Origin of the sequence: Azospirillum thermophilum, assembly GCF_003130795.1 — a bacterium.
Lineage (GTDB): Bacteria > Pseudomonadota > Alphaproteobacteria > Azospirillales > Azospirillaceae > Azospirillum > Azospirillum thermophilum.
In genome coordinates, this window is the sequence record NZ_CP029357.1 from 43445 (window position 1) to 56938 (window position 13494).

Consider the following 13494-nt stretch of genomic DNA (forward strand, 5'->3'; position numbering starts at 1 on the left):
GCCGGCACCCGGACTGCGTCCGGCGCCGGCGCCTTGTGCAACCCATGCACAACGGCTTTTCCGTCACTCAGGTGCAAGCCTTTGTCCGGAAAGGGAAAACACCCTGTCGACCGATTGTGCGCCGGAAACGCGCTGCCCAATCGTCACAGTGACGCACCGGGGGCCGCCTGCAGGACGGGGCGTCTGCGGGGGGCAGGGCGGCGGGTGCGATCGCCGGCGGAATTGATGGGGATCAATTCCCCGGACCGCGGAACAGCTTAGCCTCTACACATCTTCGTCAGCACCGCCGGGCAGGGGCTCGCGACCCGGTGCCCGCGGGGGGCTTTTCCATGTCCGCAGTACCCGTCAGCCTGATCCTCTCCCTGCTGCAGCAGATGTGCGTCTATCTGGTGATCGCCTATCTGCTCAGCCGGACGCCGCTGTTCCTGCCGCTGATGCACGTCACGGTGCGCTGGCCCCACAAGCTGGCCTGCTACCTGATCTTCTCGATGTTCTGCATCATGGGCACCTACTTCGGGCTGCAGATCGACGATTCCATCGCCAACACCCGCGCCATCGGGGCGGTGCTCGGCGGCATCCTCGGCGGGCCGTCGGTCGGCGTGTCGGTCGGGCTGACCGGCGGGCTGCACCGCTACTCGCTCGGCGGCATGTCGGCGGTCGCCTGCGCCATCTCCACGGTGGTGGAGGGGCTGATCGGCGGGCTGGTCCACCGGCACTTCATGCGCCGCCGCCGCATCGACGCCCTGTTCGATCCGGTGCGGGTCGGCGTCGTGACGCTGGCCGCCGAGGTGATCCAGATGCTGATCATCCTGCTGGTCGCCCGGCCCTTCCCGGCGGCGGTCCATCTGGTGGAGGTGGTGTCGCTGCCGATGATGACCGCCAACTCCATCGGCGCGGCGCTGTTCATGCTGATCCTGCTCGACCGCCGGGCGCTGATCGAGAAGCAGTCGAGCGCCTTCTCGGCCAAGGCGCTGAAGATCGCCGCCCGGGCGGACGGCGTGCTGCGCCAGGGCTTCAACCAGGAAAACAGCATGAAGGTCGCCCGCATCATCTACGAGGAGACGGGCGTCGGCGCGGTCGCCATCACCGACCGGGAGAAGCTGCTGGCCTTCATCGGCGTCGGCGACGACCATCATCTGCCGGGCACCCCGATCACCTCGCGCCAGACGCAGCAGGCCATCGCCAACAACCAGGTCATCTATGCCGACGGCAACGAGGTGGCCTACCAGTGCTCGATCAGCCCGCACTGCCGGCTCGGCGCCTCGCTCGTCATCCCGCTGGTCGGCGAGGACGACCGGGTGATCGGTGCCATCAAGCTCTACGAGCCCAAGACCAAGATCTTCTCGACCATCAACCGCACGCTCGGCGAAGGCATCGCCCGCCTGCTGTCCAGCCAGATCCTCGCCGGCCGCTACGAACGCCAGAAGGCGCTGCTGGCGCAGTCGGAGATCAAGCTGCTGCACGCCCAGGTCAACCCGCACTTCCTGTTCAACGCGCTGAACACCATCTCCGCGGTGATCCGCATCGACCCGGAGCGCGCCCGCCAGCTCGTCCAGAGCCTCTCGACCTTCTTCCGCAAGAACCTGAAACGGCCGAGCGAGGACTCCTCGCTCGGTGACGAGATCGAGCATGTGAACGCCTATCTGCAGATCGAGCTCGCCCGCTTCACCGGCCGCCTGACCGTCGACATCGACGTGCCGGACGAGCTGCGGCAGGCGCGGCTGCCGGCCTTCTCCCTCCAGCCGCTGGTGGAGAACGCCATCAAGCACGGCACCTCGCAGCTCATCGACCACGGCCACCTGCGCATCCTGGCCAGGCGCGCCGGGGGCGACCTCCTGCTGTCGGTCGAGGACAATGCCGGCCTTTATGAAGAGCGTCCGGGCGGCGACGGGCTCGGCATGACCATCGTGGACCGCCGGGTGCGGAACCGCTACGGCGAGCGCTACGGGGTCGACGTCGCCTGCGTGCCCGACCGCTCGACCCGCGTGACGCTGCGCGTGCCGCTCACCATCCCCGCCCCCGCCGAACCGTCCAAGCCGGAGGCTGCCGCCGTGACGGAGGCTGCCGAATGATGAATGTCCTGATCGTCGACGACGAACCCCTGGCGCGGGACGAGCTGCGCCGCCTGCTGGCCGAGTCCACCGACCTCCACGTCATGGGCGAATGCGGCAATGCCATCGAGGCGATCGGCGCCATCAACCGCCAGTCGCCCGACGTGGTGTTTCTCGACATCCAGATGCCGCGGGTCAGCGGGCTGGAGATGCTGGGCATGCTCGACCCCGACCGCATGCCGCGCATCGTCTTCCTGACCGCGCATGACGAATATGCCGTCCAGGCCTTCGAGGAACACGCCTTCGACTATCTGCTGAAGCCGGTGGATCCGGCGCGGCTGGCCAAGACCCTGCAGCGGCTGCGGCGCGAGCGGGCGCCCCAGGATCTGGGCGTGCTGAAGCAGGCGGGGCCGCTGCGCCAGATCCCCTGTTCCGGCCACAACCGCATCTCGTTGCTGAAGCTGGAGGAGGTGGAATACGTCGTCTCCAGGGCCAGCGGGGTCTTCGTCGTCGGTCCCGACGGGGAGGAGCGCTTCACCGAGCTGACCCTGCACACGCTGCAGGAAAAGACCCCGCTCTTCCGCTGCCACCGCCAGTACCTCGTCAATCCGGACCGCATCCGCGAGATCCGGCTGATCGACAACGGGCTGGCGGAGATCCTGACGGTGGCCGGCCAGACCATCCCGGTCAGCCGCCGTTTCCTCGGGCCGCTGAAGGAACGGCTGGGCATCGGATAGGCCACCCCCGCTCCGAAAGGGTGCTTGAGCCGGTCCGGCCGCCTGCCGCAGGATGGTCGCGAAGCCTCCGGCAAACTGTTCGGACGGACGACATGACGAGATCAGCGGTCTTCATCGCGGCTCTGCTGGCCGGCATCGGTCCGGCCCGGGCCGAGGACGGCTACCCGACCACCGCGCGCGTCGACTATGTGCTGGGCTGCATGGCCGCCAACGGCCAGACCCAGGAGATGATGCGCAAATGCGCCTGCAGCATCGACGAGATCGCCGGCCACCTGCCCTACGACAAGTATGTGGCGGTGGAGACGGCGCGCGTGATGCAGGACATGCCGGGGGAGCGCGCCTCCGTCATGCGCGGCGCGGCCTGGCTCAAGGACCTGCAGGAGGAGTTCCGGCAGATCCAGGTCGCCGCCGACCTCAAGTGCTTCTGACGCTCAGGACCCGGATGCGGCGTGGACCGGCCAGCTCTGCCGGAAGACCGCGCCCTTGGTGTCCTCCGCCGTCACCTCCAGCGTGCCGCTCTTCTCCGGCACCAGGGTGAAGTGGATGCTGGGGTCTTCGCTCAGCGAGATGTCGGACTCCACCTCCAGCACCGGCGCTCCGTTGTAGCGGATGGCGATCGACTTCACGTAGTGGGCGGGGATGACGTAGCGGTTCACCTGATCGAACTGCATCCCGGTGTAGTTGGGATGGCTGATCAGGAGCTGCGCCGTCACCGGCTGGCCGGCGGTCATGGCCTCGGGCAGGTTCAGCTTCATCCGGCCGAGCCGGCCGAGCGCCGCCTCGGCGTTCTTCAGGGCCGGTGCCGAGCAGCCGCCGGCCGCCTTGACGAAGCGGGTCGTCTTCAGCAGCCGTCCGTCCGCCGTCTCCGCGATGGCCGTGACGTTGGTGTAGGCATCGACCCGCACCCGCGTCTCGATGGCGTGCGGCCCGCTGTCCGGGAAGCGGAAGACGGCGGCGCGCGGGATCGGGTTGTTGTCGATGATCAGGTGCAGCGCCGTCACCTGCACGCCGCCCTCCGGGCTGCTGGCGACGCGGACCGGCACCAGCGCCGCGTCGCCCGCCCGCTTCGGCGCCTCGATGGTCAGCACCGGCCCGGCCTCCTCGACCGTCCGGCCGGAATAATACATGTCGTGCAGCAGCTCCCACCGCTCCTCCTCCGGGCTCGCCGCCGCCGCTCCGGCAGCGCCGCCGCAGAGAAGGAGCAGCAGGGCCACCCCGACGCCAGACCGCTTCGCCATGTCCGTCTCCTTCCGCTCTACTCCGGTTCGGCCCATTCCAGTTCGGCGAACGCCGCCGTCACGTTGCGGGGGTGGTAGTCGTCGAACAGCCGCCACTTCGGCCGCTCCTCGGTGCCGACCCGGTCGATCGCCTGCCGGATCGTGCCGCCGGCCTTCTGCACCTCGCGGATCCCGGCGACCAGCCGGCCGAGATAGCCCTGCAGATCCGACGCCGCCTCCGGCCAGGGCGCGGCGGCCGGGCCGTGGCCCGGCACCACCCGCGCCGCCGGCACCGCCGTCAGCGTCCTCAGCACCTTCAGCCAGCCGAGCACGCTGCCGTCGATGGCCGGGGCCCGCTCCATGAAGATGAGGTCGCCGGCCCACAGCGTTGCCGTCCGCCGATCGAACACCGTCAGGTCGTTGTCGGTGTGGGCCGGCGGGTGCGCCACCAGCTCCAGGACGCGGCCGCCCAGGTCGATCTCCATCCGGCCGGCCACGGCCTGCGTCGGCGGCACGACCTCCACCGCCGTCCCCGTCGCCTCCGCGAAGCGGCGACCATAATGGTCGGCGCGCGCCATCAGCGCCGCCTCGAGGTTGCGGTGAGCCAGGAAGACCGGCTCGTCCGTCAGGAAGGCGGCGTTGCCGAACAGATGGTCCGGATGCATGTGGGTGGTGATGACGTAGCGGATCGGCCGGTCGGTGTGCCGGCGGATCGCCTCGCGCAGCCGCTCCCCGACCGCCGGGCCGCCGCCGCTGTCGATCACCGCCACCGCCTCCGCCCCGACGATGAAGCCGCAGTTGGCGATGTCGCCCTGGTTGCCGCCGTCCGCCTCCTCATGCAGGCCGGCATGGACGAAGACGCCGGGCGCCACCTCCTCCACCGCGAGCGCGGCGGCGAACGCCGCTGCCGGCAGCCCCGCACCGGCCGTCAGCGCGGCGGACCAGAGGAGGCCGCAGGTCTTGATCGATAGTACAATTCGATTCTTCCACGGCATCGTCGATGATATCTTCGGGAAGAAATCGGGCGCAACGCGTCGGAAGTATTTCTGCGACGCAGCATCCCCGGTTTTTCCGCACAAACCGCCCGGCCGCCGGCTCCTGCACGGGGCGGGCGGTGGGGGTATGCCGGAAGAGCGGCGCACCGGCGTCCGGCCCTTCCGCCAGGCTGATGAAAACAAAGACGAAAGCCCCTCGACGGGCTCTGCTGCACGGGAAGGACGCCGATGGTTCGAAGGTGGATGTGGGCTGCCGTCCTGGCGCTGGCCATCGTCTGGCCGGCAGCCGGCCGGGCGGCCGAGGGAAGGACGGTCACGCTTGGCCTCGCCAAGTTCGGCACGGTGAGCTGGGAGATCGACACCATCCGGCGCCACGGGCTCGACAAGGCGGCGGGGCTGGAGCTGAAGCTGGTCGACCTCGCCAACACCGAGGCTGGCAAGATCGCCCTGATGGGCGGCAGCGTGGACATGATCGTCAGCGACTGGATCTGGACCAGCCGCCAGCGCAGCGACGGCGCCCTGCTCAGCTTCATCCCCTTCTCGGCGTCGGTCGGGTCGGTGATGGTCGGGCGGGAGTCGCCGCTCGCCTCGCTCGCCGACCTGCGCGGCCGGCGGATCGGCGTCGCCGGCGGGCCGCTCGACAAGAACTGGCTTCTGCTGCGGGCGCTGGCGATCCGGGAGTTCGGCTTCGATCCGGCCCGGGAGGCCCAGCCGGTCTTCGCGGCCCCCCCTCTGCTGAACCAGCAGATGACGGCGGGCCAGCTCGACGCCGTGCTGACCTACTGGCAGTTCGCCGCCCGTCTCGACGCGCAGGGGCATCGCCGCCTGCTCGACATCCAGGATGTGGCGGCCCGTCTCGGCGTGCCGGGGGAGACGCCGGCGCTCGGCTATGTCTTCCGCGAGGACTGGGGCCGCGGTCATGCCGACGCCGTCGCCGCCTTCTTCGCGGCGGGCCTGAAGGCCAAGGAGATCCTGCGGACCTCCGATGCGGAGTGGGAGGCGCTGCGCCCGCTGGTCCGGGCGGAGGACGAGGCGACCTTCACGGCGCTGCGCCAGGGCTACCGCGCCGGCATCCCCACCCGTTGGGGGGAGGGCGAGAAGGCCGCCGCGGCCAGCCTGTTCGCCCTCATAGCCGGGCTCGGCGGTCCCGACCTCGTCGGGCGGGAAGGGCGGCTGGCGGAGGGCACCTTCTGGCCCGGCCTGTCCATTCCGGCGGTCCCCGCTGCGGCGGCGCCATCGCCGTGATGCCGGCGATCCTGGTGAAGTCGGCGCAGCGCGGGCTGTCCCTGCTGCTCCTGCTGGCGGTCTGGCAGGTTGCGGCGAGCGCCGCGGCAAGCCGCCTGCTGCCCGCCCCGCCGGAGGTGCTGGAGGCCGTGCTGCGCGGGGTGGCGAGCGGCGAGCTGCCCTTCCACCTCGCCATGACGCTGGGCCGGGTGGCGGCGAGCTTCGCCGTCTCCATGCTGATCGGGGCCGCCATCGGCATCGCGCTCGGCCGGTTGGCCCTGCTGGACCGGCTGTTCGACGGCTGGCTGGTGCTGTTCCTGAACCTGCCGGCGCTGGTCGTCATCATCCTCTGCTACGTCTGGTTCGGCATGGGGGAGGCGGCGGCCGTGCTGGCGGTCTCCATCAACAAGATCCCCAACGTGGCGGTCATCCTGCGCGAAGGGGCGCGCGCCCTCGACCGGGATTTCCTCGACGTGGCCCAGGTCTACCGGCTGGGACCGCTGCGCACGGCCCGCCATGTCGTCCTGCCGCAGCTCGCCCCCTACTTCCTGGCCGCGGCGCGGTCGGGGCTGGCGCTGATCTGGAAGATCGTGCTGGTGGTGGAGCTGCTGGGGCGGAGCAACGGCGTCGGCTTCCAGATCAACCTCTATTTCCAGCTCTTCGACGTCACCGCCATCCTGGCCTACACCTTCGTCTTCATCGCGCTGGTGATGGCGATCGAAGCGGCGGTCCTCCAGCCGCTCGACCGCCGCCTCGCGCGCTGGCGGCGCTGAGCGGGCTTCTCCCGGCCGAGGCTCAGCCGGAAAGGGGTATCCTTTCGGGAAGATGGTTCGCGGGGCAAACAAATGCCACTCTGGTGGGCGCCACCAGGGGTGGCGACGCCGGGCCACCGGCGCCAGCCGGAGGAAGACCGCGTGACGACCGGACCTGCCATGGACCTGCCCCTGGACGAGCTGGACAGGACGCGAGCCGGCCGATGCCCGGCGGCGGGGGCGGAGGTGCTGTCGCTCGACATCCGGTCGAAGCGCTACCCGGCCCGTGACCGCGACGGTGCCGCCGGCCATGCGGTGTTCGAGAATTTCCGCCTGACGCTGCCGGCCGGCGGCGTCCACGCCATCGTCGGGCCGTCCGGCTGCGGCAAGACCACGCTCCTGAACATCGTCGCCGGTCTGGACCGCGCCTATCAGGGCAGCGTCCGCCTGCCGGGGGCTGCGGGGCGCGAGCCGGTGCTGGGCTATGTCTTCCAGACCCCGCGCCTGCTTCCCTGGCGGACGGTGGCGGAGAACCTGTCGCTCGTCCTGCACGGTGTCCCGGACCGCGAGGAGCGCGTCGCCCGCTGGCTGCGCGAGGTCGGGCTGGACGGGCAGGGCGGCGTCTACCCGTCCCGGCTGTCCGGCGGGATGAGCCGCCGCGTCGCGCTCGCCCGCGCCTTCGCGGTGGAGCCGGACCTGCTGCTGATGGACGAACCCTTCGTCTCGCTCGACGAGCCGACCGCCCGCCACCTGCGGCAGCTGCTGACCCGCATCCTGCAGGCCCATCCGACCACGGTCCTGTTCGTCACCCACGACCTGCGCGAGGCGATCACGCTCGCCGACCGCATCCTGTTCCTCTCGCGCCCGCCGACCCGGCTGCTGCTGGACCTGCCGATCCCCCTCACCGCCGCCGAGCGGGCGGACGAGGCCCGGGTGGAGGCCCTGTGGTCGGCGCTGCGGCGCGACCATGCGGCGACGCTGGAGGGGGGGACATGACGGCGCTCCTCCGCCGGCTTCTACTCGTGCTGGCCCTGCCGGCTGCCGGTCCCGCCGCCGGTCCCGCCGTCGCGCAAGCCGTCGCGCAGGATCCGCAGGTGGTCCGCATCGGCTACCTGACCCGGGAGGAGGAGCCGCACATCCCCCTGACCTTCCTGGAGCCGGTGGTGGAGGACGAGGGGGTGCAGGGCGCCCGCCTCGGCATCGCCGACAACGACACGACCGGCCGCTTCACCAACCAGCGCTTCGAACTGGTCGAGGTCACCGTGCCGATGGACGGCAGCGTGGAGCAGGCGGTGCGCGACCTGTCCGGCCAGGGCATCCGCCTGCTCGTCGCCGACCTGCGGGCCGATGCGCTGCTCGCCGCCGCCGCGGTGCCGGAGGCGACGGACATGCTGGTCTTCAACACCCGCGCCCCCGACGACGCCCTGCGCAACGAGCAGTGCCGCGCCAACCTCCTGCATGTGGCGCCCAGCCGGCGGATGCTGGCGGATGCGCTGGCGCAGTATCTGGCGCTGCGGCGCTGGTCGACCTGGATGCTGGTCGTCGGCCGCGCGCCCGAGGATGCCGGCTACGCCGAGGCGATGCGCCGGGCCGCCAAGCGCTACGGCGCCCGCATCGTCGAGGAGAAGGGCTGGACCTTCGAGGATGCCAACCGCCGCACCGATACCGGCCACGTCACCCTGCAGACGGAGATCCCGCCCTTCACCCAGGGGCGCGACTACGACGTGCTGATCGTGGCCGACGAGGCGGACGTCTTCGGCGAGTATCTCGCCTACCGGACCTGGCTGCCGCGGCCGGTCGCCGGCACCCATGGGCTTGTCCCGGCCTCCTGGTCCCGCGTCCACGAGCAATGGGGGCGACCCAGCTCCACAGCCGGTTCGAGCGGCAGGCGAACCGCTGGATGCGTCCGCGCGACTATACCGCCTGGATCGCCGTCCGCGCGGTGGGGGAGGCGGCGACCCGCACCCGGTCCGCCGATCCGGCGGCGCTGGCCGCCTTCATCCGCGGGCCGGATTTCTCGCTGCCGGCCTTCAAGGGCCAGGGCCTCAGCTTTCGCGACTGGGACGGGCAACTGCGGCAGCCGGTCCTGCTGGCCGGTCCGCGGACGCTGATCTCGGTCTCGCCCCAGCCGGGGTTCCTGCATCAGTTCTCGGAGCTCGACACGCTCGGCGACGACCGGCCGGAAAGCCGCTGCCGCAACCGATGAGACCAGACCCGCCGGCGGCCGGGCCGGCGCCAGGGAGGAAAGACCGCATGCCGATGATGAAGGGCGCCGTCCTGGCGCTGCTCGGGCTGAGCCTGGCCCTGCCGGTGGAGGCGGAGACCGTCTTCGTCTCCAATGAACGCAGCAACAGCATCTCGGTCCTCGACGGGGAGAAGCTGCAGACCGTCGCCACGATCAAGGTCGGCCGGCGGCCGCGCGGCATCACCTTCAACAAGGACATGACGCGCATCTACGTCTGCGTCGGCGACGACAACCGGATCGACGTGATCGACGTGGCAAGCCGCAAGGTGGTGGACCGGCTGCCCTCCGGCCCCGACCCGGAGCTGTTCGTCCTGGAGCCGGCCGGACGTCTGCTCTACGTCGCGAACGAGGACGACAACAAGGTCTCCGTGGTCGACACCGAGACCCGGAAGATCGTCGGCGAGATCCAGGTGGGGGTGGAGCCGGAGGGAATGGGGATCAGCCCGGACGGCAGGATCCTGGTCAACACCTCGGAAACCACCAACATGGCCCACTTCATCGACACGTCGAGCCACCGGATCGTCGACAACGTGCTGGTGGATGCGCGCCCCCGCGTCGCCCGCTTCACACCCGACGGGCGCCATGTCTGGGTATCGGCCGAGGTCGGCGGCACGGTCAGCATCATCGATCCCTCGGTCCACAAGGTCGTCCACAAGATCAGCTTCGCCATCCAGGGTGTCCCGCGCGAGGCGATCCAGCCGGTCGGCATCCAGATGACCGGCGACGGCAAGCGGGCCTTCGTCGCCCTCGGCCCCGCCAACCGCGTGGCCGAGATCGATGCCGAGACCTATGAGGTCAAGCGCTACCATCTGGTCGGGCAGCGGGTCTGGAACCTGGCCCTCTCGCCGGACGAGAAGCGGCTCTACACCACCAACGGCGTCAGCAACGACGTTTCCGTTCTCGACATGGAGCGGGGCCGCGTCGTCAAGTCCGTCGCGGTCGGCGGCGCGCCGTGGGGCGTGATCGTCAAGCCGTGACGGACGGCGGCACGGGCAGGACCATGGCCGGCCCGGAAGCGGTCGCCGCACCGGTCCTGTCGGTGGAGGACGTGAGCCACAGCTTCGGCCGCCGCAAGGCGCTGGACGGCGTCTCCTTCGCCATCCCGGCCGGCCGCTTCGCCGTCCTCCTGGGGTTGAACGGGGCCGGCAAGACCACGCTCTTCTCCCTCATCACGCGGCTCTACAACAACCGGTCCGGCAGCATACGGGTATTCGGGTTCGACATGCGCCGCCAGCCGTCCCAGGCGCTGGCACGCATGGGTGTCGTCTTCCAGCAGCCGACCCTTGACCCCGACCTGACGGTGATGCAGAACCTGCGCTATCACGGCGGGCTGCATGGCCTGCCGCGCGCCGTGATCGAGGAGCGGGCGGGCGAGGAGCTTTCCCGCATCGGCCTGTCCGACCGGGCCGGCGAGCGGGTGCGGACGCTCTCCGGCGGCCAGCGCCGGCGGGTCGAGATCGCCCGCGCGCTGCTGCACCGTCCCGGCCTGTTGCTGCTCGACGAGCCGACCGTCGGGCTCGACGTCGAGCTTCGCCGCCTCGTCCTCGGCCATGTGCACGGACTCTGCCGCGACCGCGGCCTTGCCGTGCTGTGGGCCACCCACCTGATCGACGAGGCGCTGCCGAGGGATGGCGTGATCGTGCTGCACCGCGGCCGGGTGCTGGCGTCCGGGCTGATGGAGGAGGTCTGCGCCGCCGCCGGGGCCGCCACGCTCGACGAGTCCTTCGCACGCCTGACCGGAATGGGGAGGGTGCGATGACCGCGAGCCTCTACTGGCGCTGCCTGTGCAGCATCGTGGTGCGCGAGGGGCTGCGCTTCGTCCATCAGCGGGAGCGGTTCTTCGCCGCCCTGGTCCGGCCGCTGGTCTGGCTCGCCATCTTCGCGGTGGGGTTCCGGGCGGTGCTGGGCCTGTCGATCATCCCGCCCTACGAGACCTACATCCTGTACGAGGAGTATGTCGTGCCCGGGCTGGTCGGCATGATCCAGCTCTTCAACGGCATGCAAAGCTCCCTCTCCATGGTCTACGACCGCGAGACGGGCAGCATGAAGACGCTGCTGGTCAGCCCGCTGCCGCGCTGGTACCTGCTGCTGTGCAAGCTGCTTGCCGGGGTTCTGGTGTCGGTCGTGCAGGCCTACGTCTTCCTGGCCGTGGCCTGGTTCTGGGACGTCCGCCCGCCGCCGCTCGGCTATCTCGCGGTGTTCCCGGCGCTGCTGCTCGGCGGACTGATGCTGGGGGCGCTGGGCTTGCTGCTCTCCTCCTTCGTCAGGCAGCTTGAGAATTTCGCGGGCGTGATGAATTTCGTGATCTTCCCGATGTTCTTCGCCTCCACCGCCCTCTATCCGCTCTGGCGCATCCGCGAGGGAAGCCCGACCCTGGCCCGCGTGGCGGAGGCCAATCCCTTCACCCATGCGGTGGAGCTGATCCGCTTCGCGCTCTATCTCGGCTTCGACCGCACGGCCCTGCTGGCCGTGGCAGGATCGCTCCTGCTGTTCCTCGGCGGCGCCATCCTCGCCTACGACCCCGGCCGCGGCTTCTGGGCGCGGCGCGGCGGTCCGGCCGGGCAGGGCGGCGCCTGACCGGCACCGGGATCAACGGACGATCCGGATGTTGACTGTATCGACGGGGCCCGGACGAAGAGCGGGCCTCCCATCACCAATCCGGAGGGAACGTCCCATGAGGGATTTGCGCAACGCATCCATCGCGTCCATGCTGGCCGCCGCACTGGGCTTGGCGGCGGGCTTGGCGGCAGTCCCGGCAATCGCCCAATCCCCGGCGTCCGGCGGTACCGGCACCCAGGGAAGCACCCGGGGATCGGGCGCCACCACCGGTACCCTGCCGGACAATTCCCTGGCCGGACAGCGGCAGGGCACCATCGACGGCGGCGAGGCCCGGCAGGGCGAGCAGGGGCCGGCCTCCGGACAGAGCGGCTCCACGGCGTCGCCCACCGGCAGCTTGCCGGACAACTCGCTGGCCGGGCAGCGCCAGGGCACCATCGGCGGCGGCTCCGTCAGCCAGGGCGGCAGCGGTTCGACCGAGTCCCCGCAGCAGCCCCGCCAGGGCACCGGCCAGTAGGCGGCCCGCTGGCTCCCTGCCACCTCAGCGGGAGGGGGCCAGGATGCGATGGCGCAGCAGCCAGTCGACGCCGCGCCGCCAGGACCGCTCGTTGTCCCCGCGGATGTCGGCGACACCGCGGGCGACGACGCTGCCGTCCTCGACGTTCCGCAAGGTGATGTCGATGCTGAGGATCAGGCTGCTGACCTTGCGGATCACCCCCGTCGCGACCACCGCCGCCCCGGCCCGGCGGCCGAGATCGAGTTCGCAGCCGCTGCAGGCGGCGACGGAGGGGGGCGGCGCGTCGGCGGCCCCGGACTGCCCGGCCGGCATGACGCTGTAGCGTCCGGAGGACTCCAACTCCGTCCGCATCAGGTCGGTCACGCGCTTCAGCCGGCCGGCATGGTCGGGGTGCTCCCCTTCGCCGCTGCTGTCGAGAAGCTCGACGTCGAACAGCAGCAGCCGGGCCGGCCGCTCCTCCGCCCGGGCGCCGGCGGGGATCGCGAGCAGGGCCGCCAGCAGACACGCGGATGCGATGGAGGTCATCGGCCTGGTCCTATCCGAAAGAGATTCTAGTCAGGACCCGGCCGCCGTCCGCACAATTCCCCCATGGCGAACCGCAGGGCCCTGTCCATTCCGTTTCTGCTCGCGCTGCTGTCCGTTCCGTCGCTTCCCGCGACGGCGGCGGAGCCGGCATCCGACTGGCCATGCCAGCAGATCCTGGTGCCGGCCCTGTCGCCCGCGCAAATCTGGGCCGGCGACCCGATCGGGGGGAAGGAAGGCGCCTGGCGCGACGTCGCGGGCCTGGAGCCTGTCCTGCGGCAGGCGGTCGACGGCTCCGTCGACGTCGAGGCGGCGGAGGAGGCCATCGACCGCTATGCCGGATCGCTGGGGCCCGACAGGAACGCCGTGCTGACCATCCTCTTCGCAGGCGTGTTCGACACGCTGAACCGGCAGCGCAGCGAGGCGATCTCCGCCATTCAGCGGTATACGCGCCAGCAGCGCGCCATGCTCGACCGCATCGGCGAGGAGCTGACGCGCATGCAATCGCTGCCGCCCCGGTCGCCGGAGGCGGAGTCGCTGGCCCGGGAGATCTCGTGGCAGCGGCGGGTCCTGGATGAGCGGCGGCGCTACCAGTCCGCGCTGTGCGACCAGCCGGTCCGGATGGAGCAGCGGGTCGGGCGCCTTGCCCGCGCCATCGGCGCCCATCTCGACTGATCC

Annotated in this window: 14 protein-coding genes and 1 pseudogene; 12 read left to right on the forward strand and 3 right to left on the reverse strand. The window is 70.7% G+C overall.

Annotation, left to right across the window (positions count from 1 at the left end):
• Positions 1-329: 329 nt before the first annotated feature.
• The 3 genes from DEW08_RS25175 to DEW08_RS25185 all read left to right on the forward strand — a co-directional run bounded on the left by DEW08_RS25175 (position 330) and on the right by DEW08_RS25185 (position 3216).
• Positions 330-2072 carry a sensor histidine kinase gene (locus DEW08_RS25175; RefSeq protein WP_109332523.1) on the forward strand — a complete coding sequence of 581 codons (1743 nt, stop codon included), beginning with the start codon at positions 330-332 and terminating at the stop codon, positions 2070-2072.
• A complete protein-coding gene (btsR, locus tag DEW08_RS25180) occupies positions 2069-2788 on the forward strand; it encodes a two-component system response regulator BtsR (protein ID WP_181449485.1) in 720 nt (239 codons plus the stop codon). Before DEW08_RS25175 ends, btsR begins: the two co-directional genes overlap by 4 nt.
• A 92-nt stretch (positions 2789-2880) precedes the next feature.
• Complete coding sequence (locus DEW08_RS25185; RefSeq protein WP_109332524.1) at positions 2881-3216, forward strand: hypothetical protein; 336 nt, start codon at positions 2881-2883, stop codon at positions 3214-3216.
• Between the two features lie 3 nt (positions 3217-3219).
• Here DEW08_RS25185 and DEW08_RS25190 read toward each other — a convergent pair whose 3' ends face one another.
• Both DEW08_RS25190 and DEW08_RS25195 read right to left on the reverse strand, forming a co-directional pair.
• Positions 3220-4026: a quinoprotein dehydrogenase-associated SoxYZ-like carrier gene (locus DEW08_RS25190; protein ID WP_109332535.1), complete on the reverse strand. Its 807-nt coding sequence runs from the start codon at positions 4024-4026 to the stop codon at positions 3220-3222.
• A gap of 17 nt (positions 4027-4043) precedes the next feature.
• Positions 4044-5000: a quinoprotein relay system zinc metallohydrolase 2 gene (locus tag DEW08_RS25195; protein ID WP_109332536.1), complete on the reverse strand. Its 957-nt coding sequence runs from the start codon at positions 4998-5000 to the stop codon at positions 4044-4046.
• Between the two features lie 228 nt (positions 5001-5228).
• Between DEW08_RS25195 and DEW08_RS25200 the strand changes: the two genes are divergently transcribed.
• The 8 genes and pseudogenes from DEW08_RS25200 to DEW08_RS25235 all read left to right on the forward strand — a co-directional run bounded on the left by DEW08_RS25200 (position 5229) and on the right by DEW08_RS25235 (position 12294).
• On the forward strand, positions 5229-6245 hold the full coding sequence (locus DEW08_RS25200; RefSeq protein WP_109332537.1) for an ABC transporter substrate-binding protein: 1017 nt from the start codon (positions 5229-5231) through the stop codon (positions 6243-6245).
• Positions 6245-6997 carry an ABC transporter permease gene (locus tag DEW08_RS25205; RefSeq protein WP_109332538.1) on the forward strand — a complete coding sequence of 251 codons (753 nt, stop codon included), beginning with the start codon at positions 6245-6247 and terminating at the stop codon, positions 6995-6997. Before DEW08_RS25200 ends, DEW08_RS25205 begins: the two co-directional genes overlap by 1 nt.
• Before the next feature lie 141 nt (positions 6998-7138).
• Positions 7139-7972 carry an ABC transporter ATP-binding protein gene (locus DEW08_RS25210; protein ID WP_245986986.1) on the forward strand — a complete coding sequence of 278 codons (834 nt, stop codon included), beginning with the start codon at positions 7139-7141 and terminating at the stop codon, positions 7970-7972.
• A pseudogene (locus DEW08_RS25215) lies at positions 7969-9182 on the forward strand (ABC transporter substrate-binding protein). The gene DEW08_RS25210 and the pseudogene DEW08_RS25215 overlap by 4 nt, the downstream one beginning before the upstream one ends.
• Before the next feature lie 47 nt (positions 9183-9229).
• Entirely contained in the window at positions 9230-10198 is a 969-nt protein-coding gene (locus DEW08_RS25220) for a PQQ-dependent catabolism-associated beta-propeller protein (RefSeq protein WP_425429137.1), read from the forward strand.
• A gap of 23 nt (positions 10199-10221) precedes the next feature.
• The gene (locus tag DEW08_RS25225; RefSeq protein ID WP_109332540.1) at positions 10222-10980 is read left to right on the forward strand and encodes an ABC transporter ATP-binding protein; all 759 of its coding nucleotides are present in this window, start codon (positions 10222-10224) and stop codon (positions 10978-10980) included.
• Positions 10977-11798, forward strand: coding sequence for an ABC transporter permease (locus tag DEW08_RS25230; RefSeq protein WP_109332541.1), 822 nt, complete (start codon positions 10977-10979; stop codon positions 11796-11798). The genes DEW08_RS25225 and DEW08_RS25230 overlap by 4 nt, the downstream gene beginning before the upstream one ends.
• A gap of 97 nt (positions 11799-11895) precedes the next feature.
• Entirely contained in the window at positions 11896-12294 is a 399-nt protein-coding gene (locus DEW08_RS25235; protein WP_109332542.1) for a hypothetical protein, read from the forward strand.
• Positions 12295-12318: 24 nt separating this feature from the next.
• On the opposite strand, the gene DEW08_RS25240 is transcribed toward DEW08_RS25235, so the two are convergent.
• Positions 12319-12819 (reverse strand): DUF3280 domain-containing protein, encoded by a 501-nt coding sequence (locus DEW08_RS25240; RefSeq protein WP_109332543.1) that lies wholly within the window; start codon positions 12817-12819, stop codon positions 12319-12321.
• A gap of 63 nt (positions 12820-12882) precedes the next feature.
• Here DEW08_RS25240 and DEW08_RS25245 point away from each other — a divergent pair, with 63 nt between their 5' ends.
• The gene (locus DEW08_RS25245) at positions 12883-13491 is read left to right on the forward strand and encodes a hypothetical protein (RefSeq protein WP_109332544.1); all 609 of its coding nucleotides are present in this window, start codon (positions 12883-12885) and stop codon (positions 13489-13491) included.
• Positions 13492-13494: the final 3 nt, after the last annotated feature.

What these genes read in the sequence shown, in the direction of transcription:
- DEW08_RS25200 (WP_109332537.1), top strand. Translation starts at nt 5,229, where the DNA reads ATGGTTCGAAGGTGGATGTGGGCTGCCGTCCTGGCGCTGGCCATCGTC.
- DEW08_RS25235 (WP_109332542.1), top strand. Translation starts at nt 11,896, where the DNA reads ATGAGGGATTTGCGCAACGCATCCATCGCGTCCATGCTGGCCGCCGCA.
- btsR (WP_181449485.1), top strand. Translation starts at nt 2,069, where the DNA reads ATGATGAATGTCCTGATCGTCGACGACGAACCCCTGGCGCGGGACGAG.
- DEW08_RS25245 (WP_109332544.1), top strand. Translation starts at nt 12,883, where the DNA reads ATGGCGAACCGCAGGGCCCTGTCCATTCCGTTTCTGCTCGCGCTGCTG.
- DEW08_RS25195 (WP_109332536.1), bottom strand. Translation starts at nt 5,000, where the DNA reads ATGCCGTGGAAGAATCGAATTGTACTATCGATCAAGACCTGCGGCCTC.
- DEW08_RS25240 (WP_109332543.1), bottom strand. Translation starts at nt 12,819, where the DNA reads ATGACCTCCATCGCATCCGCGTGTCTGCTGGCGGCCCTGCTCGCGATC.
- DEW08_RS25230 (WP_109332541.1), top strand. Translation starts at nt 10,977, where the DNA reads ATGACCGCGAGCCTCTACTGGCGCTGCCTGTGCAGCATCGTGGTGCGC.
- DEW08_RS25225 (WP_109332540.1), top strand. Translation starts at nt 10,222, where the DNA reads ATGGCCGGCCCGGAAGCGGTCGCCGCACCGGTCCTGTCGGTGGAGGAC.
- DEW08_RS25205 (WP_109332538.1), top strand. Translation starts at nt 6,245, where the DNA reads ATGCCGGCGATCCTGGTGAAGTCGGCGCAGCGCGGGCTGTCCCTGCTG.
- DEW08_RS25190 (WP_109332535.1), bottom strand. Translation starts at nt 4,026, where the DNA reads ATGGCGAAGCGGTCTGGCGTCGGGGTGGCCCTGCTGCTCCTTCTCTGC.
- DEW08_RS25220 (WP_425429137.1), top strand. Translation starts at nt 9,230, where the DNA reads ATGCCGATGATGAAGGGCGCCGTCCTGGCGCTGCTCGGGCTGAGCCTG.
- DEW08_RS25185 (WP_109332524.1), top strand. Translation starts at nt 2,881, where the DNA reads ATGACGAGATCAGCGGTCTTCATCGCGGCTCTGCTGGCCGGCATCGGT.
- DEW08_RS25175 (WP_109332523.1), top strand. Translation starts at nt 330, where the DNA reads ATGTCCGCAGTACCCGTCAGCCTGATCCTCTCCCTGCTGCAGCAGATG.